The organism is Pseudomonas sp. W22_MBD1_FP4, from assembly GCF_052113765.1.
In the GTDB taxonomy this organism is placed as follows: Bacteria; Pseudomonadota; Gammaproteobacteria; order Pseudomonadales; family Pseudomonadaceae; genus Aquipseudomonas; species Aquipseudomonas sivasensis.
Map to the genome: position 1 here is coordinate 25,283 of NZ_JBGQOI010000009.1, position 17,664 is coordinate 42,946.

The following is a 17,664-nucleotide window of genomic DNA, read 5'->3' on the forward strand; positions in this document are numbered from 1 at the left end:
TATAGGCGGGATTTGAACTCAGTCGCCGAAGTCTTCCCAGCCGCCCATCTGCTTCCAGCGGTTGACGATGCCGCAGAACAGATCAGCTGTCTTTTCTGTGTCGTATCGGGCCGAGTGGGCTTCGCGACCGTCGAAATCGATACCGGCGGCCTGGCAGGCTTTGGCCAATACGGTCTGACCGTAGGCGAGGCCGGCAAGGGTTGCGGTGTCGAAGCTGGAGAACGGGTGAAACGGGTTGCGCTTCATGTCCAACCGCGCCACGGCTGCGTTCAGGAAACCCAGGTCGAAGCTGCTGTTATGCCCGACCAGGATCGCGCGTTTGCAGCCATTGGCCTTCAACGCCTTGCGCACTCCACGGAAGATATCGGTCAGCGCTGCTTCTTCACTCACCGCCATGCGCAGTGGGTGATCAAGCTTGATCCCTGTGAACTCCAGGGCTGCCGCTTCAATGTTGGCACCTTCAAACGGCTCGACGCGGAAGAAGTGGGTGTGTTCTGGATACACAAAGCCCTGTTCGTCCATGCCGATGGTCGTCGCGGCAATTTCCAGCAGCGCGTCGGTGGCGCAATTGAAACCGCCGGTTTCTACGTCGATAACGACAGGCAGATAGCCACGGAAACGTTCGGCCATCGGGTGGCGCGAACCGCCACCGCCGTGTTCCTGGTCGTCATCGTAATGGTCTTCACTCACTTGCTTTCCTCCAGCAGGCGCCAGCGCAGTGTTTCACCGGCGCGCAGCGGGATAACGGTCAGCTCGCCAAATGGCAGGCTGGCAGGGGCGGTCCAGTCTTCACGGACCAGGGTAATGCGGTCGGTATTCGCCGGCAGGCCATAGAAACGTGGGCCGTTGAGGCTGGCGAAACCCTCGAGTTTGTCCAAGGCGTTGCGTTGTTCGAACGCTTCTGCGTACAGCTCGATAGCGGCATAAGCGGTGTAGCAACCGGCACAGCCGCACGCGGCTTCCTTGGCGTGCTGGGCGTGAGGCGCGGAGTCGGTGCCGAGGAAAAACTTCGGATCACCGCTGGTCGCGGCATCCAGCAAGGCCACCTGGTGGGTATTGCGCTTGAGGATTGGCAGGCAATAGAAGTGCGGCCGAATCCCGCCCACCAGCATGTGGTTGCGGTTGTACAGCAGGTGATGGGCGGTGATGGTTGCGCCTACGTTGGCCGAGGCCTCGGTGACGAACTGCACGGCATCGGCCGTGGTGATGTGCTCGAACACCACCTTGAGGGTCGGGAATAGCTCGACCACGCGGCGCATGTGCTCGTCGATGAAGATCTTCTCGCGATCGAACACGTCCACGTCGCCACGGGTAACTTCACCGTGGATCAGCAGCGGCATGCCCACTTCGGCCATGGCTTCGATGGCGGGCAGGATCTTGTCGATACTGGTCACGCCGGAGTCGGAGTTGGTGGTCGCGCCAGCCGGGTACAGCTTGGCGGCGTGTACATAACCGCTGGCTTTGGCCTCGCGAATTTCTTCGGGCTGGGTGCGGTCGGTGAGGTAGAGCACCATCAACGGTTCGAAGCGGCTGCCGGCCGGTCGTGCAGCGAGGATACGCTGGCGATAGGCATCGGCTTCAGCGGCGTTACGCACCGGTGGTACCAGGTTAGGCATGATGATGGCGCGGCCAAACGTACGCGCTACATCGGCCACGGTTTGGGGCAACGCAGCACCATCGCGAAGATGAATATGCCAGTCGTCGGGACGCAGCAGGGTCAGGCGGTCGGACATTGGGGATTCCAGGCGGGTCAATCTGGTGGGAATGCTACCGGAAAAGACTCTTGCAGGCACTCGCTATCAAGTTTTGCAGGATGCATCCGATAGCCTTTCGTATGCCTTATCGATGTATGACGCTTTGAAGTGTTGTAGAAACCAGTGGAGCCTCCCGTGCGCCAGCATTATCTAGCCCTGCTCAGTGTGTTCGCCAGCCTGCCTGCGATGGCCCTCACGTTCCAGACACGTCTGGAGAATATTGAGTGGAAAGTAGAGGGCGACAAGTTCGAGTGCCGCCTAACCCAACCGATCACCGATTTCGGTTCGGGTGAGTTCGTGCGCCGGGCGGGTGAGCAGGCGACGTTCCGTCTGAAAGCCTATAACGGATCGCTGGGCGCAGGATCGGCCACCTTGTTGGCTGCCGCTGCCCCTTGGCAGCCCGGTCGGGGTGACATCAACCTCGGTGCCGTACGTGCTGGCAGCGGTGATGTACTGTTCAACAGCTCTCAAGCCCAGGCTGGGCGTCTGTTCAACGGTTTGCTCGATGGCCGCTCGCCCACCGTGCGGCACTATGGGCGTGAGGGCGGCTATTCAGAAATTCGCCTGCTGCCGGTGAAATTCAACAAGGCCTACAGCGACTATCAGCTGTGCACGGCCAAGTTGTTGCCGATGAATTACGATCAGGTCAAGCAGACTGAAGTCGGCTTCCCTGGGGGGGGCATCGAGCTTGACGCCGCGGCCAAGCAGAAGCTGGCAGTGATTCTCGAATTCATGAAAGCGGATCCTACCGTCAACCATGTCGAATTGAATGGCCATTCGGACAACAGTGGCAATCGCCTGAGCAATCGCGATGTTTCACGCCGCCGCGCGCTGGCGGTGATGGACTACTTCAAGGCCAATGGTATCCAGGAGTCCCAGATTACCCTGCGTTTCCATGGCGAAAGTTACCCCTTGGCGCCCAATACCAATGCCGCCAACCGGGCCCGCAACCGCCGTGTGAATATTCAGCTCGAACGTGTGGCTGTCCCCGAGAAACCGGCGCCCCAGGCGGCGGGGCCGAGCAACCCTGCACACACCTCCTGACGTGCGACCATCGGTCGCTCGCTCGACATAATCTGTCGCTTTATCTTCATTTGCTGTCGCGCCCCTGTAAATCCACGGTTTTGATCGGTAGAATCGACGCCTTTCCGTACAACCCCGTGGAGTGATGGCATGGCCGACGTAAACAAGGTCGTTCTCGCGTATTCCGGCGGCCTGGACACTTCGGTGATCCTCAAGTGGCTGCAGGATACTTATAACTGTGAAGTGGTGACCTTCACCGCTGACCTGGGTCAGGGCGAAGAGGTCGAACCTGCACGTGCCAAGGCGCAAGCCATGGGCGTGAAAGAGATCTACATTGACGACCTGCGCGAAGAATTCGTCCGCGATTTCGTCTTCCCGATGTTTCGCGCCAACACCGTCTATGAAGGCGAGTACCTGCTGGGTACCTCCATCGCACGTCCGCTGATCGCCAAGCGCCTGATCGAAATCGCCAACGAAACCGGCGCTGACGCCATTTCCCATGGCGCTACCGGCAAGGGCAACGACCAGGTACGTTTCGAGCTGGGTGCCTACGCGCTCAAGCCCGGCGTGAAAGTGATTGCCCCTTGGCGCGAATGGGACCTGCTGTCCCGTGAAAAGCTGATGGATTACGCTGAAAAGCATGCAATCCCGATCGAGCGTCATGGCAAGAAGAAATCCCCGTACTCGATGGACGCCAACCTGCTGCACATCTCCTATGAAGGCGGCGTGCTGGAAGACACCTGGACCGAGCACGAAGAAGACATGTGGAAATGGACCGTCTCCCCGGAGAACGCTCCAGACAAGCCGCAGTACCTGGAGCTCACCTACCGCAACGGCGACATCGTCGCACTGGACGGCGTCGAAATGACCCCGGCCACTGTGCTGGCGACCCTGAACCGTATCGGTGGCGAACACGGTATCGGCCGTCTCGACATCGTAGAGAACCGCTATGTGGGCATGAAGTCTCGTGGCTGCTACGAAACCCCAGGCGGCACCATCATGCTGCGCGCTCACCGCGCCATCGAGTCCATTACCCTGGACCGCGAAGTGGCTCACCTCAAAGACGAGCTGATGCCCAAGTACGCCAGCCTGATCTACACCGGCTACTGGTGGAGCCCAGAGCGTCTGATGCTGCAACAGATGATCGACGCCTCCCAGGCTCACGTGAACGGCGTTGTGCGCCTGAAACTGTACAAGGGTAATGTGATCGTTACCGGTCGCAAGTCTGATGATTCGTTGTTCGACGCCAACATCGCCACCTTCGAAGAAGATGGCGGCGCTTACAACCAGGCTGACGCAGCAGGCTTTATCAAGTTGAACGCACTGCGCATGCGCATTGCCGCTAATAAAGGCCGCTCGTTATTCTGAGTGTTTAGCTTGTTTTGAAGAATGGCCCCTTGTTCAAGGGGCCATTTTTTTTGCCTGAGTATTCTAAATAGATCGGTATTGTTTAACGTTGTTTAATCAGTGTTCAAACTTATTCGAATAATGTGTTTTTTTCTCGATTGCTGTGTGCTGTCTGCGATTTTTTGTAGGGAGGAATGAATTTTTTACATCTGCATAGGAACTAGTCTTACAGATAATTCACTCATGTGGGTGCGGGAGAACATGTGAGAGACCTAAGACTCTGTAGTAAATAGGGATGTAAAAAAATATGTTGAATGGAACTGAAACTACCGACTTTTCTCCACCAGCTCCAGTATCCGTAGTCGAAAGACAAGGGGCATTTCCTGATAGTTGTGTGGGGCTCATTCACGTTCTGCCCTTGGTAACCTGGAAATTTTACTCAAAATGTGTGATGGGACGGAAAGGTCTGAAAGGCTCCATAAAACCGGAAACATTCGAATCGGTGTTTTTTTGTAGGGCGTTTCCTTTATCGCTGTGGGTTGGGTCTCTGCTTGCTGTTGCTCGGGGGGGGACGCTATGCCAACTATGAAACGACTAGGCTATTGTGCTTGCTCTAAATAATTCGAACAGCGAAATTGGACTTTCTCATGAATAAAGTGCTGATCGTGGATGATCATCCCGTCATTCGTCTTGCTGTGCGTATGCTAATGGAGCGTCATGGTTATGAGGTCGTTGCCGAGACCAATAACGGTGTCGATGCGTTGCAACTTGCGCGGGAGCATATGCCGGACATTGTCATATTGGATATTGGGATTCCCAAACTCGATGGCCTGGAAGTTATTTGCCGGTTGTCGTCTGCCAAACAACCTATACCCTTCAAGGTGCTAGTGCTCACGTCCCAGGCCCCAGGTCACTTTTCCATGCGTTGTATGCAGGCGGGCGCTGCGGGTTATGTGTGCAAACAGCAGGACTTGACTGAATTGCTGAGTGCGATCAAAGCGGTTTTGTCGGGTTACAGCTACTTTCCAAACCAGGCACTCAACTCGGTACGCTCCACCATGGGCAACGCCAGTGAGGCTGATATGGTCGAGCGGTTGTCAGGCCGGGAAATGATGGTATTGCAGCAACTGGCTCGGGGCCGGACGAACAAGGAAATCGCCGACGGTATGTTCCTCAGCAACAAGACTGTCAGCACCTACAAGACTCGCTTGTTGCTTAAGCTCAATGCTCGTTCCCTGGTGGATTTGATCGAACTGGCCCAGCGCAACGGCTTGGTATAGAAGGCTTGCAGGCTGCACCTAGCCCAGCATAGTCCGCAGAAAAAAGCCTCCGTAAGGGAGGCTTCCGGCCCTCGACCGCTGGCTTAGAGATCGAAGTCGTAGTCGGCCAGTTGTTTTTGCAAGCGTCGTTCTTCCAGAAGATTGTCGATAGTACGGCGTTTGCTCAGATTGGTCTTGGCGACCTCTATCACGGGAGCCTCTGCACCATCATCATCCGACTCAACGAGGTCGTCTTCCACATCCAACTGTTCTTTGTCAGTGCTCATAACGTTAACTCCGGAGTAAGACTGCCGTTGGCGCTCCTTATAACGATAATCCATGAACGGGTAAAAAAGATTTTTTCAATCGACTGATCGAGAAAACTAATGCCCCCTCAATCGTCCGACGTTTTGTCCTTGTATTCGCACAGGTCTTCGATACGGCAGCTGCCGCAGCGTGGCTTGCGTGCCTGGCAAACGTAGCGCCCGTGCAGGATCAGCCAATGGTGGGAGTCGAGCAAGTAGGGCTTTGGCACGAACTTCATCAACTGCTTTTCTACCTCAACCACGTTCTTGCCACGTGCAATGCCCGTTCGGTTGCTGACCCGGAAGATATGAGTGTCCACGGCCATGCTCAGTTGCCGGAATGCAGTGTTGAGCACAACGTTGGCGGTTTTGCGGCCCACACCCGGCAAGGCTTCCAATGCTTCACGGGTTTGCGGCACTTCGCTTCCATGCAGCTCTACCAGCAGGCGGCAGGTCTCAATGACGTTTTTGGCCTTACTGTTGTAGAGGCCAATGGTCTTGATGTATTCCGACAACCCATCCACGCCTAACGCATAAATCGCCTCTGGCGTGTTTGCCACGGGATACAGCTTGGCCGTGGCCTTGTTGACGCCAACGTCCGTGGATTGGGCCGACAGGATCACCGCAATCAGCAACTCGAACGGCGAGGAGTATGCCAGTTCGGTCTTGGGTTCCGGATTGTCTTCGTGAAGTCTGCGGAAAATTTCCAGGCGTTTTGCGGCGTTCATGAGGCAGAAGATTCCTTGTTGGCGAGCAACGTGGTTTCGAATAGTGGTCCCAAGCCTGGAACCCTGCTACCAGTCACCGCGAAGTCTGAATTCCGAGCGCCCATCGATAGCGTGAGTACAACCATACTTGGCGGCGCGCCCAGCCACAGGTCAAGCACCATGGGCATCTACCTGACGCTGGGCTTCATCGAGCTTGTTTTGCGCATCGGCCAATTGTTGTGCATCGGCCTGTTGATCCTGGGCTTTCTTCAATTCGGCGCGGCGCATCGCCAGTTGGATTTTGGCGCGCTTGAGGCCAGCGGTGTTGCTCACAGGCGCTGCGAGAATGTTGGCGGGTTCAAGTTTGGCCAGTGCCTGCTCAGCTGCCTCAAACTGTTGTTGTAGGACGATCAACTGGGATTGCTGGTCAAACGTCGGCGGATGCCCGAAGGCTTTCAATGATTTATGCAACTGAGCGCGGCTCATCGCGACATTGACTTTGGCTTTTTTCACCGCCGCGTCCTGTGCGGCCTGTGCTCCATCCAGCGGCACAGGCGTCACCTGCGCTGGACGTTTGGCCCGCGCCAGACGTTCTGCGAGCTTGTGGTCCTCTTCCCGTTGCAGGCGCGCGTTACGTTGCTCGAAGCGCCAACGTGCGCGATTGCGCTTGATTTCACGTTCATGCCTCTCTTCGTCGTTGGCCGCCAAGCCACCTACGATAGGCAGTACGGTGATCGGAGGACGCATCTCGATGCAGTCTACCGGGCAGGGCGCGACGCAGAGGTCACAGCCCGTGCACTCGTCGATAATCACTGTGTGCATAAACTTGGCAGCGCCGACGATGGCATCCACCGGGCAGGCCTGGATGCACTTGGTGCACCCGATGCACTCGGCCTCGCGGATATACGCAACCTGCGCAGGTGCCTCGCCACGGGTGGTGTCCAGTTCCAGCAGCGGCAGGCTCAGCAACTGCGCCAGGCCCGCAATCGTTTCATACCCACCCGGCGGGCACTTATTGATGGCCTCGCCCTGGGCGATGCCCTCGGCGTAAGGCTTGCACCCTGGGTGTCCGCACTTGCCGCATTGGGTCTGCGGCAGCAGTGCGTCGATACGTTGAATCAGGCTCATGTTTTGATCATTGCATTGAAGCCCCGGAATGCCAGCGCCATCAGCTCGACCGGTAGGCCGCGAAAAGGTAGGAAAATGTCATTGCCCGCGATCTGCTGGCGTAAGTCGCTGAACAGTCTCAGCAACGGCCAAAAACCGAGACCGGTGTCCAGGCTCATCGCGAACATGTGAGGTAGGATCTTTGCGTGTGAGTCCACAGCAATACCAGGCCCAACACGCCCGCGTTTATAGCCCTGTCGCCGAGACGACAGGGCTGTATTGCAGCGTTACTTGATGCGCTGACCCGGCTTGGCGCCGCTATCAGGGCTCAGCAGGTAGATCTCTTCACCCCCAGGGCCGGCCGCCATCACCATGCCTTCGGAGATACCGAACTTCATTTTTCGAGGCTTGAGGTTGGCGATCATCATGGTCAGGCGACCATCGAGCTTGGACGGATCCGGATAAGCGCTTTTGATCCCGGAAAACACATTGCGTTGCTCGTCACCGATATCCAGCGTCAGGCGCAGCAGTTTGTCGGCACCTTCTACGGCTTCCGCCTTGATGATCAGCGCAACACGGAGGTCAACGGCGGCAAAGGCGTCAAACTCGATTTCCGGAGAAAGTGGGTCTTTGGCCAATTCACCATTGCCTTTTGGTGCAGTCGAACCGGTGTCGGTCTGGCTAGCAACGAGGTCTTCTTTCGAAGCGTCGGTCATGGCTTGGACTTTCACGGGATCGATGCGGGTCATCAGCGGCTTGAACTCGTTCAACTGGTGGTTGCTGAGCAAGGTGGTGTGGTCGTTCCAGGTCAGTGGCGCAACATTGAGGAACGCCTCCGCGTCGGCTGCCAGCAACGGCAGAACCGGTTTGAGGAAGATCACCAACTGGCGGAACAGATTGACACCTGTGGCGCAGATCGCCTGCACTTCCGCCTGCTTGCCTTCCTGCTTGTTCAACGACCACGGGGCCTTATCGGCGATCCAGGCGTTGGCGCGGTCGGCTAGGCCCATGATCTCGCGCATCGCGCGGGCAAAGTCGCGGGCTTCATAGGCGTCGGCGATGCTTGGCGCGGCGGCCCGGAACGCATCGGTCAGTTCCGGTGCGGCATTTTCTGCCACCAGTAAGCCGGCGTTGCCCTTTTGGATAAATCCGGCGCAACGGCTGGCGATGTTCACGACTTTGCCCACAAGGTCCGAGTTGACCTTCTGTACGAAGTCTTCCAGGTTCAGGTCGAGGTCGTCGACGCCACGGCCCAATTTGGATGCGTAGTAGTAGCGCAGGTATTCCGGGGACAGGTGGTCCAGGTAGGTGCGCGCCTTGATGAATGTGCCACGGGACTTGGACATCTTCTGCCCGTTGACCGTCAGGTAGCCGTGCACGGCAATGCCAGTAGGCTTGCGGTAGCCCGAACCTTCGAGCATCGCTGGCCAGAACAGTGCGTGGAAATTGACGATGTCCTTGCCGATGAAGTGGTACAGCTCGGCGGTGGAGTCCTTGCCCCAGAACGCGTCGAAGTCCAGCTCCGGCGTACGGTCGCAGAGGTTCTTGAAACTGGCCATGTAGCCGATCGGTGCGTCCAGCCACACATAGAAGTACTTGCCTGGCTCGTCCGGGATCTCGAAGCCGAAGTACGGCGCGTCGCGCGAGATGTCCCACTGTTGCAGGCCCGCATCCAGCCATTCGGCGATCTTGTTGGCCACGGCATCCTGAAGGGTGCCGCTGCGGGTCCAGGTTTGCAGCATCTGCTGGAAATCCGGGAGCTTGAAGAAGAAGTGTTGGGAATCCTTGAGCACCGGTGTGGCGCCGGAGATGGCCGACTTCGGATCCTTCAGATCGGTGGGCGCATAGGTCGCACCGCATTTTTCGCAGTTGTCGCCGTACTGGTCTTCGGTGCCGCATTTCGGGCAGGTGCCCTTGATGAAGCGATCGGCCAGGAACATTTTCTTTTCCGGGTCGAAATACTGTGTGATCGAACGCTGGGCAATGTGCCCGGCGTCGCGCAGCCGCAGGTAGATCTGGTTCGACAGTTCGCGGTTTTCTTCAGCGTGAGTCGAGTGGAAGTTATCGAAATCCACCAGGAACTCGGCAAAGTCGGCGCTGTGTTCAGCCTGCACATTGGCGATCAGTTGTTCCGGGGTGATGCCTTCCTTTTCGGCGCGCAGCATGATGGCCGAACCGTGGGCGTCGTCCGCGCAGACATAAATGCATTGGTTGCCGCGATGCTTCTGGAAGCGCACCCACATATCGGTCAGGATGTACTCAAGCATATGGCCAAGATGGATAGAACCATTGGCATAGGGCAGGGCGCTGGTGACGAGGATCTTGCGTGGCTCGGACATGGGGCTCGGCTACTTGATGAAACGGAGGTCGGCCACTATAAAGCGCCAGGAAATTTATTTCACCCCGTGGCGCTGTTTCAGCATCTTCCCCATCTTCGAAAGCATGCCGTTAAGCGGCCGGAACGGTTAGGATAGCCGCCTGTTTCAGTCAGTCTTTTTTCGGGAGTAGCCCATGAGCGCCGTGAATCGCGCAGCGGTGGAAGCCGTTCTTCGCCAGTACACCGACCCCTATTTGAATCAGGACCCGGTCAGTGCCGGTTGTGTGCGCGCCATTGAGGTCCAGGGCGATCAGGTGTCGGTCCACCTGGAGCTGGGCTATGCCGCCGGTCTGTTCAAGAGTGGCTGGGCGCAGATGCTGCAAATCGCCATTGAAGGTCTGGATGGTGTGGCATCTGCCAAGGTCGACATCCAGTGCGTAATCGCGCCGCACAAGGCTCAGGCGCAGATCCCGGGCCTGGCTAACGTCAAGAATGTAATTGCCGTGGCGTCCGGCAAGGGCGGCGTGGGGAAATCCACCACGGCTGCCAACCTTGCCCTGGCGCTGGCACGTGAAGGCGCTCGAGTGGGCATTCTAGACGCTGATATCTATGGTCCAAGCCAAGGCGTGATGTTCGGAATTGCAGAAGGCACGCGGCCGAAGGTCAAGGATCAGAAGTGGTTCGTGCCTATCGAATCTCTTGGCGTGGAAGTCATGTCCATGGCGTTCCTGACCGATGACAACACGCCGATGGTATGGCGTGGCCCGATGGTCTCCGGCGCCTTACTGCAATTGGTTACGCAGACCGCCTGGGGCGATTTGGATTACCTGGTCATCGACATGCCGCCAGGCACTGGCGATATCCAACTGACCCTCGCGCAGAAAGTCCCTGTGGCCGGCTCGGTGATCGTGACCACGCCCCAGGATTTGGCGCTGCTCGATGCCAAAAAAGGTGTGGAGATGTTCCGTAAGGTCAACATCCCGGTGCTGGGTGTCGTGGAGAACATGGCCGTGCACATTTGCTCCAACTGCGGCCACGCTGAGCATCTGTTTGGTGAAGGCGGCGGTGAAAAGCTGGCGACCCAGTACGGGGTTGAGTTGCTGGCTTCGTTGCCGTTGTCGATGGCGATTCGAGAACAGGCCGACGGCGGTAAACCTACTGTTGCGGCCGAGCCTGATGGTCAGATCGCCATGGTTTATCAGGAGCTGGCCCGTCACGTGGGGGCGCGGATCGTACTGCAGGAAGCATCAGCACCGGCAATGCCGACGATTACGGTGAGCGAAGACTGAAAAGGTTGCAGCGAAAAAAGCCTCGCGTTGTCGGGGCTTTTTCTTGCTCGCAAAACCGCCCACGAATATTAGTTGCGCATTTACGCAATCAGGCGTGTAAGCAATCGCCTACTTTTGCGTAAGTGTTTGGGTTTTTTACCTGGCGTGTGCGGCTAAAATCGATGAAGGCATTTTCTATCTATATGAAATATAAAGATTATTTATCTTCGCCAGAGAGCGATCACGTGTCGGTCGGCGATTTGGATCCCATTGAACTTCCCTTGGAACTCTCTAACATCAGTCCTGTGTCCACGGATTGACACAGCCATTAAGGAACGATGGCTCAGGGAACATCGCAGGATGCGATTCATCAGGATGATGAAAAGGAATAAAGGGACTAGGGAAAAAATGTGGGCGGGTCATACCGCCCCTTTTTTTTGCCTGCAAAAAAGTAAATGCCTGCTCCAGAATGCAAAAAAGCCCCGGAAAGGGGCTTTTTCAGTTGGGCGGCGGCGCTATTAGCGCTCCAGGTGTTTGATCTTACCTTTTTTACCATCCCAATCTGCTGCGTCAGGCAGCGAGTCTTTCTTCTCAGTGATGTTCGGCCAGATCTCCGCCAGCTCGACGTTCAACTGAATAAATTCCTGCATATCCGCCGGGACTTCATCCTCGGAGAAGATAGCGACGGCCGGGCATTCTGGTTCACACAGGGCGCAATCAATGCACTCATCCGGGTGGATGACCAGGAAATTCGGGCCTTCGTAGAAGCAGTCCACCGGACACACTTCGACGCAGTCGGTGTACTTGCACTTGATGCAGTTGTCGGTAACGACGAAGGTCATTTCTAATTTTCTCCTCAGGCGGCGGCAGCGAAACCCTGTGTGGCAGGGCTCGCGAGGTTCGGGAGCGATAGTCTGCAGGCCAGGCTAAGAGCCCGCAGCATCCCAAACCGCGCGAGAGTCTACCAGCTTGCAAGCGTCTGCGTTATATCCGAACTTGCAGTGCATATAACATTTCGAGCGCTTTACGCGGTGTTAAGCCGTCCAGGTCAAGCTTGGCCAGCTCATCCAGCACGGGGTGTGGCAGGCTGGCGAACATATCGCTTTGGTGAGGCGCGGAAGGTTTGTTGGCGGTCTTGGCTGGGCTGGTAACCACGGTTTCATGGGGCAGAGCCGTGGTTTCCAGGCGACTGAGGTGTTCACGGGCACGCACGATCACGTCGTTCGGCACTCCGGCCAATTGCGCCACCGCCAGTCCGTAACTTTGGCTGGCGGGCCCAGGCAACACATGATGCAGGAACACGATGCGTTCGTTGTGCTCCGTGGCATTGAGGTGCACGTTGGCCACCAGTGGCTCGCTTTCCGGCAGCACCGTCAGTTCGAAGTAGTGGGTGGCAAACAGTGTGTAAGCCCGCAGATGCGCCAATCGCTCGGCGGCTGCCCATGCCAGGGACAGACCGTCGAAGGTGCTGGTGCCGCGACCCACTTCGTCCATCAGCACCAGGCTGCGTTCGGTGGCGTTGTGCAGGATGTTGGCGGTTTCGCTCATTTCCACCATAAAGGTCGAGCGGCCACCGGCGAGGTCATCGCTGGAGCCGATCCGGGTGAAAATCCGGTCGACCAGGGACAGTTCGCAACTGGCCGCCGGCACGAAGCTGCCGATATGCGCCAGCAACACGATTAAAGCGGTCTGGCGCATGTAGGTCGATTTACCACCCATGTTAGGACCGGTGATCACCAGCATGCGTGTATCGTCGTCCAGGGACAGGTCGTTGGCGACGAACGGCGTGGTCAAGACCTGTTCCACCACCGGATGGCGGCCCTGCACGATGCGCATGCACGGTTCGCTGACAAAGCGTGGGCAGTTGAGATCAAGGTTCAACGCACGTTCGGCAAGGTTGCTCAATACATCCAGCTCCGCCAGGGCGGCGGCAGTGTCCTGCAGCGGCGCCAATTGGCTGATCAAGTCTTCGAGCAAGGTCTCATAGAGCATTTTCTCGCGGGCCAGGGCACGGCTCTTGGCTGACAGCGCCTTGTCTTCGAACTCTTTGAGTTCCGGTGTGATAAAGCGCTCGGCGCCTTTGAGGGTCTGGCGACGTTGATAATCGATCGGTGCCGACTCGGCCTGCTTGCTTGGTAACTCAATAAAGTAGCCGTGCACGCGGTTGTAGCCGACCTTCAGGTTGGCGAGACCGGTGCGGGCTTTTTCGCGGGCTTCCAGGTCAATCAGGAACTGCCCGGCGTTTTCGCTCAGGGCTTGCAGTTCATCCAGCTCACTGTCGTAACCGGTCTTCAATACACCACCGTCACGGATGATCGCCGGCGGGTTATCGATGATGGCTTTTTCCAGCAGCGCGGCCAGTTCCGGGTAGGTGCCCGCCGTGATTGCGAGCTGTTGCAGGTGCGGCGTGTCCAACTCGGTCATCGCCACTTGCAACTGCGGCAGGGCGCCAAGGGCGTCGCGCAGGCGTGCCAAGTCACGAGGGCGCGCATTTCGCAGTCCAATCCGTGCCAGGATCCGCTCAATGTCACCGATTTCTTTCAGCTGTGGCTGGAGCTTTTCAAAGCGATAGCCATCCAGCAGGCAGGTAATAGAGGTTTGACGCGCTTGCAGCACGCTCAGATCCCGCAGCGGACGATTCAGCCAGCGCGTCAGCAGACGGCTGCCCATGGCAGTCTGGCAACGGTCGACCACCGATTGCAGCGTGTTGTCACGCCCGCCGGACAGGTTGGTGTCCAGTTCCAGATTGCGACGGCTGGCACCATCGAGCACCACGGTATCGTCCAGGCGCTCATGGCGCAGGCTGCGCAAATGCGGCAGGGCAGTGCGCTGGGTTTCCTTGGCGTAGCTGAGCAGGCAACCGGCGGCGCCGATGGCCAGGGTCAGGGTTTCGCAGCCGAAGCCTTTCAGGTCTTGTACCGAGAACTGCTGGCACAGGCTTTTGAGCGCCGAATCACGCTCGAAATCCCACGGCGCACGGCGCTTGGTCCCACGACGTTTTTCCGCCGGCAGGTCCTTCGGCCAATCGTCCGGGATCAGCAGTTCAACAGGATTGATGCGCTCCAGCTCCGCCAGCAAGTTCTCCCAGCCCTTGATCTCCAGCACGCTGAAATTGCCGCTGGTGATGTCCAGCACGGAAAGGCCGAACAGCCGTTCATCGCCCAACACCGCAGCGATCAGGTTATCGCGACGCTCATCCAGCAGCGCCTCATCACTCACCGTGCCCGGTGTAATGATGCGCACCACCTGACGCTCTACCGGCCCCTTGCTGGTCGCCGGGTCGCCGATCTGCTCACAGATCACCACCGACTCGCCCAGCTTCACTAGCTTGACCAGATAGCCTTCCAACGAATGGTAAGGAATCCCACACATTGGAATTGACTGTCCCGCCGACTGCCCGCGTGCGGTCAAGGTAATGTCCAGCAACTTGGCGGCCTTCTTCGCGTCTTCATAGAAGATCTCGTAGAAGTCGCCCATGCGATAGAACATCAACTGATCAGGGTGCTGGTTTTTCAGGCGCCAGTATTGCTGCATCATTGGCGTATGGGAGGACAGATCGGAAGTGTGTTTACTCATCAGATAGTTAGCAAATTCGTTGAAAGGAGTGGGGCAAAGGTGGGGCGCTCGGCCCTGCTGATTTTGCAATGGCCGCAAGGTTAACACGCGAGGTCGGCCCTTCGCAGGTCGCAAACGGTCAGGTAAAACGTAAAAAAGGGGCGGCGCATTTATTTAAATGCACCGCCCCTTTTGCCTTTCGGCCTGTGCTGAATATGGACGCCTCTCTCAGTACGAAACGGCGATAGCCTTGGCCAATTGCATGTCGGACATAAGCGGCGCGGGGTAGGTCGAATGATAGTACCGAGATGCCCGTTCAAACTCGGCCCCGCGGATTTCGCCGTCCGAACCGATAAACGCAAGGGCGTCGGTTTTCGATGATGTAAAAAGCTTTGGCGCTTCGGTCGTGAGAGAAGTAGTGCCTGCAACCAAGATGGTTGGCACGAACGTGGAGTACATCAGCGCTTTATCGAAGGGGTTGGCATTTTCTGCCGCCACTGCCTGATTGCCCATCAGCACCATGACAGCGATTGTCAGCGTTTTCCATGAGTCCATTCGTCGATGTTTCCATTTTGATTTAAGGGCGGGACGATATCAGGGCCGGCCATTCCCCGCGGTCACCTCATCCGGGCGAAGCATAGAAGTGGTTGAGCACTGCCAGCTCAATCCCAGCCACTATTGCGCAGAGCACAACGAAGCCTCGGCTGAAGACCCGCTTACTATTGGATGAGGCTCCTTCTATCCAGTGCGCGTCGGTGTAGCTTGTGAACATCCCGATGAGCGCCAGTAGGGTGCATGTCTGCACCTTGCTCCAGAAGCTCTGATCTCGCCATGAAGTCATCCGTGTTATTCCATATCGCACATTGCCTAGCCAATCTTCGCTTTACTACTGCGCGCTGAGCTGAAGGGTGCAGGCCTGTTCGCCAAGCAGGTAATCGCAGATTTATAAGGTTGGCATCTATGGTCGCAGACAGCCGGAGTTGGATTGTAGGCGCTCATGCTTGGGGATATCTACAAATGGTCAGGTTAAAGGGGAAGTGTATTCTTCAAGAACCTTGTTTATGAGCGAAGAGTCCTCTTTGTGGACTGCCAAAATGTCGTAGTAGTAAACTGTTCGTGTAGAGCGTCCAGTGTTTTGCTGCCAGATGTAGTTTATGAGCTGGACGATAATGCTCATCTCGCTTGTGCGAATGACGATTTCGCCAAAGTTGTCAAAAATCACCCAATCACAATAGCCTGCCTGCTGAAGCGCGCTAAGCGTTTTTAAATAGCCTGCTTTTTGGTATTCGTGATCGTATTGGCATTCAAAGAAAAGAATTGGTTTGTGTTTTTTTATAACTACCATGGAAGAATCAAGTACATCGTAATCGAACCCGTCAACGTCACTTTTCAAGATGCGTATGCTGGATTCATTGGGGATCAGCTCATCGAGTGGCGACGATTTTAGGCCGCCCTCATTTTGTAATATCGCGTGTTTTGTCCCGTTTTGTCCGTCAAGTGAGACGTTGGAGATGTTTTTTCCTACCAGGGCTTTTATTGTAGTGACTTTTAAGTGGTTTATTGAAGTTTTTATTCTTTTGACATTATCTTCTAAGTGCCTGTAAAAAGAATCATCAGCTTCAATGCAGATATAATTAGCAGTGGTGTTCTGTTCAGCCATGCCTGCTAATGAATCTCCGATATTGGCACCTATATCTATGATGGTTTCCGAGTCATTGATATAGCGTGTTAGGTGTGGCAAGAACCTATCATATTTTGGGTGTTGTTTTTGAAATTCAGGTAATAGGTGGTGTGCCGGCAAGTTTATTGAAAAGCTTCTGTATTTATAGCTTATAGGTAACTTTGAGTATTTTCGAAGTTTTCTGATGATTCTTGATGTTAATTTTGAGATCAAACTTAAATTTCCTTGAGTAGTTTTTATTTTCCTAGCGTGCATTTAGGTATCCATTGACAGATTCTTCCTTTTGTATCTGTTATGCACGACTTGGTATCAAGGATCTTACGTTTAGAAATAGCCTAAGGGAACCCGCTTTCGAGGCGGAACGATGATGACGGGAGTCTCGCCACGGGGATGAGTCCGCTTAGGCGGTAAAAAGGGTGTCAAATGCATAAAAATGCATCATTTATGCGATTAAGCATTTGCCATTCTCCAAGTCTCCCGTCACTATTCGCGTCATGCAAAAACGCAATGTTTCTATCGTTTTAAGAGAGCTGCTGGACCGCGACCGGATCTCTCCCACGGAGCTTCACCGGCGTACCGGTGTGCCTCAATCCACATTGTCCCGGATCCTCAGCGGGAAGATCGCTGACCCGTCGGACAAGCACATTTCCCGTATTGCCGAATACTTCCGCATCAGCACCGACCAGTTGCGCGGGCGCGTGGCGGTGGGCGTTTCGCGAGATGACGAGCGAGATCCAATGCATTCGGAACTCAAGGACATTAGCCTTTGGGACGACGACACCCCCGTTAATGAGGACGAGGTGTCGATCCCCTTTCTGCGCGAGGTTGAATTGGCCGCTGGATCAGGAAGATTCGTCATCGAGGAAAGCGAGAAAGCAAGCCTGCGTTTTGGAAAGCGCAGCTTGCGGCATAACGGCGTGCAGTTCGACCAGGCCAAATGCGTAACGGTGCGTGGCAACAGTATGTTGCCGGTATTGCGCGATGGCGCGACGGTCGGGGTGAATGCCGGTAAGAGTGGCATTGGCGATATCGTGGATGGCGACCTGTATGCCATCAATCACAACGGGCAACTGCGGGTTAAACAGCTCTACCGCTTGCCTTCCGGGATTCGTCTGCGCAGCTTCAATCGTGATGAGCATCCTGATGAGGACTACAGTTTCCAGGATATCCAGGATGAGCAGATCAGAATCCTTGGCCACGTGTTCTGGTGGGGCATGTACGCTCGTTAACTCCCTTAAGTAAGACAAAACCCGCCGATGTGCGGGTTTTTTTCCGCCTGCCAAAAGTCGTAAAGCCCTTTGCCCGCGGGGCTATAAATGCATTGGCGCATTCATACTTTGA

16 protein-coding genes are annotated in these 17,664 nt (G+C 56.1%); 5 read left to right on the forward strand and 11 right to left on the reverse strand.

Annotated features, from left to right (window positions below):
- Positions 1-18 precede the first annotated feature (18 nt).
- Positions 19-690 (reverse strand): ribonuclease T, encoded by a 672-nt coding sequence (gene rnt / locus ACEN2T_RS13430; protein WP_032891788.1) that lies wholly within the window; start codon positions 688-690, stop codon positions 19-21.
- On the reverse strand, positions 687-1,733 hold the full coding sequence (gene pyrC, locus ACEN2T_RS13435; RefSeq protein WP_442116848.1) for a dihydroorotase: 1,047 nt from the start codon (positions 1,731-1,733) through the stop codon (positions 687-689). Before pyrC ends, rnt begins: the two co-directional genes overlap by 4 nt.
- A 156-nt stretch (positions 1,734-1,889) precedes the next feature.
- Between pyrC and ACEN2T_RS13440 the strand changes: the two genes are divergently transcribed.
- The 3 genes from ACEN2T_RS13440 (at position 1,890) to ACEN2T_RS13450 (ending at position 5,404) form a co-directional block, all read left to right on the forward strand.
- Entirely contained in the window at positions 1,890-2,798 is a 909-nt protein-coding gene (locus ACEN2T_RS13440; RefSeq protein WP_032891785.1) for a flagellar protein MotY, read from the forward strand.
- A 129-nt stretch (positions 2,799-2,927) separates the two neighbouring features.
- Entirely contained in the window at positions 2,928-4,145 is a 1,218-nt protein-coding gene (locus ACEN2T_RS13445) for an argininosuccinate synthase (protein ID WP_012722490.1), read from the forward strand.
- 626 nt (positions 4,146-4,771) lie between these two features.
- The gene (locus ACEN2T_RS13450; RefSeq protein WP_032891784.1) at positions 4,772-5,404 is read left to right on the forward strand and encodes a response regulator transcription factor; all 633 of its coding nucleotides are present in this window, start codon (positions 4,772-4,774) and stop codon (positions 5,402-5,404) included.
- Between the two features lie 83 nt (positions 5,405-5,487).
- Here the strand turns inward: ACEN2T_RS13450 and ACEN2T_RS13455 are convergent, their stop codons facing one another.
- The 5 genes from ACEN2T_RS13455 to metG all read right to left on the reverse strand — a co-directional run bounded on the left by ACEN2T_RS13455 (position 5,488) and on the right by metG (position 9,841).
- Positions 5,488-5,670 carry a PA3496 family putative envelope integrity protein gene (locus ACEN2T_RS13455; RefSeq protein ID WP_032891782.1) on the reverse strand — a complete coding sequence of 61 codons (183 nt, stop codon included), beginning with the start codon at positions 5,668-5,670 and terminating at the stop codon, positions 5,488-5,490.
- Positions 5,671-5,777: 107 nt separating this feature from the next.
- Positions 5,778-6,416: an endonuclease III gene (gene nth, locus ACEN2T_RS13460; RefSeq protein WP_442116849.1), complete on the reverse strand. Its 639-nt coding sequence runs from the start codon at positions 6,414-6,416 to the stop codon at positions 5,778-5,780.
- Positions 6,417-6,566: 150 nt separating this feature from the next.
- Positions 6,567-7,523 carry an electron transport complex subunit RsxB gene (gene rsxB, locus ACEN2T_RS13465; RefSeq protein ID WP_442116850.1) on the reverse strand — a complete coding sequence of 319 codons (957 nt, stop codon included), beginning with the start codon at positions 7,521-7,523 and terminating at the stop codon, positions 6,567-6,569.
- On the reverse strand, positions 7,520-7,690 hold the full coding sequence (locus ACEN2T_RS13470; RefSeq protein WP_177434246.1) for a hypothetical protein: 171 nt from the start codon (positions 7,688-7,690) through the stop codon (positions 7,520-7,522). Before ACEN2T_RS13470 ends, rsxB begins: the two co-directional genes overlap by 4 nt.
- A gap of 99 nt (positions 7,691-7,789) precedes the next feature.
- A complete protein-coding gene (gene metG / locus ACEN2T_RS13475; RefSeq protein WP_442116851.1) occupies positions 7,790-9,841 on the reverse strand; it encodes a methionine--tRNA ligase in 2,052 nt (683 codons plus the stop codon).
- Between the two features lie 172 nt (positions 9,842-10,013).
- On the opposite strand from metG, the gene apbC reads away from it, so the two are divergent.
- Positions 10,014-11,108 carry an iron-sulfur cluster carrier protein ApbC gene (gene apbC / locus ACEN2T_RS13480; RefSeq protein ID WP_099601221.1) on the forward strand — a complete coding sequence of 365 codons (1,095 nt, stop codon included), beginning with the start codon at positions 10,014-10,016 and terminating at the stop codon, positions 11,106-11,108.
- Positions 11,109-11,605: 497 nt separating this feature from the next.
- Here the strand turns inward: apbC and fdxA are convergent, their stop codons facing one another.
- The 4 genes from fdxA to ACEN2T_RS13500 all read right to left on the reverse strand — a co-directional run bounded on the left by fdxA (position 11,606) and on the right by ACEN2T_RS13500 (position 16,578).
- A complete protein-coding gene (gene fdxA, locus ACEN2T_RS13485) occupies positions 11,606-11,929 on the reverse strand; it encodes a ferredoxin FdxA (RefSeq protein WP_032891777.1) in 324 nt (107 codons plus the stop codon).
- A gap of 142 nt (positions 11,930-12,071) precedes the next feature.
- Positions 12,072-14,663 carry a DNA mismatch repair protein MutS gene (gene mutS, locus ACEN2T_RS13490; protein ID WP_099601222.1) on the reverse strand — a complete coding sequence of 864 codons (2,592 nt, stop codon included), beginning with the start codon at positions 14,661-14,663 and terminating at the stop codon, positions 12,072-12,074.
- 207 nt (positions 14,664-14,870) lie between these two features.
- Positions 14,871-15,197 carry a DUF2388 domain-containing protein gene (locus ACEN2T_RS13495; RefSeq protein WP_032891774.1) on the reverse strand — a complete coding sequence of 109 codons (327 nt, stop codon included), beginning with the start codon at positions 15,195-15,197 and terminating at the stop codon, positions 14,871-14,873.
- Between the two features lie 466 nt (positions 15,198-15,663).
- Complete coding sequence (locus ACEN2T_RS13500) at positions 15,664-16,578, reverse strand: FkbM family methyltransferase (protein WP_442116852.1); 915 nt, start codon at positions 16,576-16,578, stop codon at positions 15,664-15,666.
- 239 nt (positions 16,579-16,817) lie between these two features.
- On the opposite strand from ACEN2T_RS13500, the gene ACEN2T_RS13505 reads away from it, so the two are divergent.
- Positions 16,818-17,552: a LexA family transcriptional regulator gene (locus tag ACEN2T_RS13505; protein ID WP_095184318.1), complete on the forward strand. Its 735-nt coding sequence runs from the start codon at positions 16,818-16,820 to the stop codon at positions 17,550-17,552.
- Positions 17,553-17,664 lie beyond the last annotated feature (112 nt).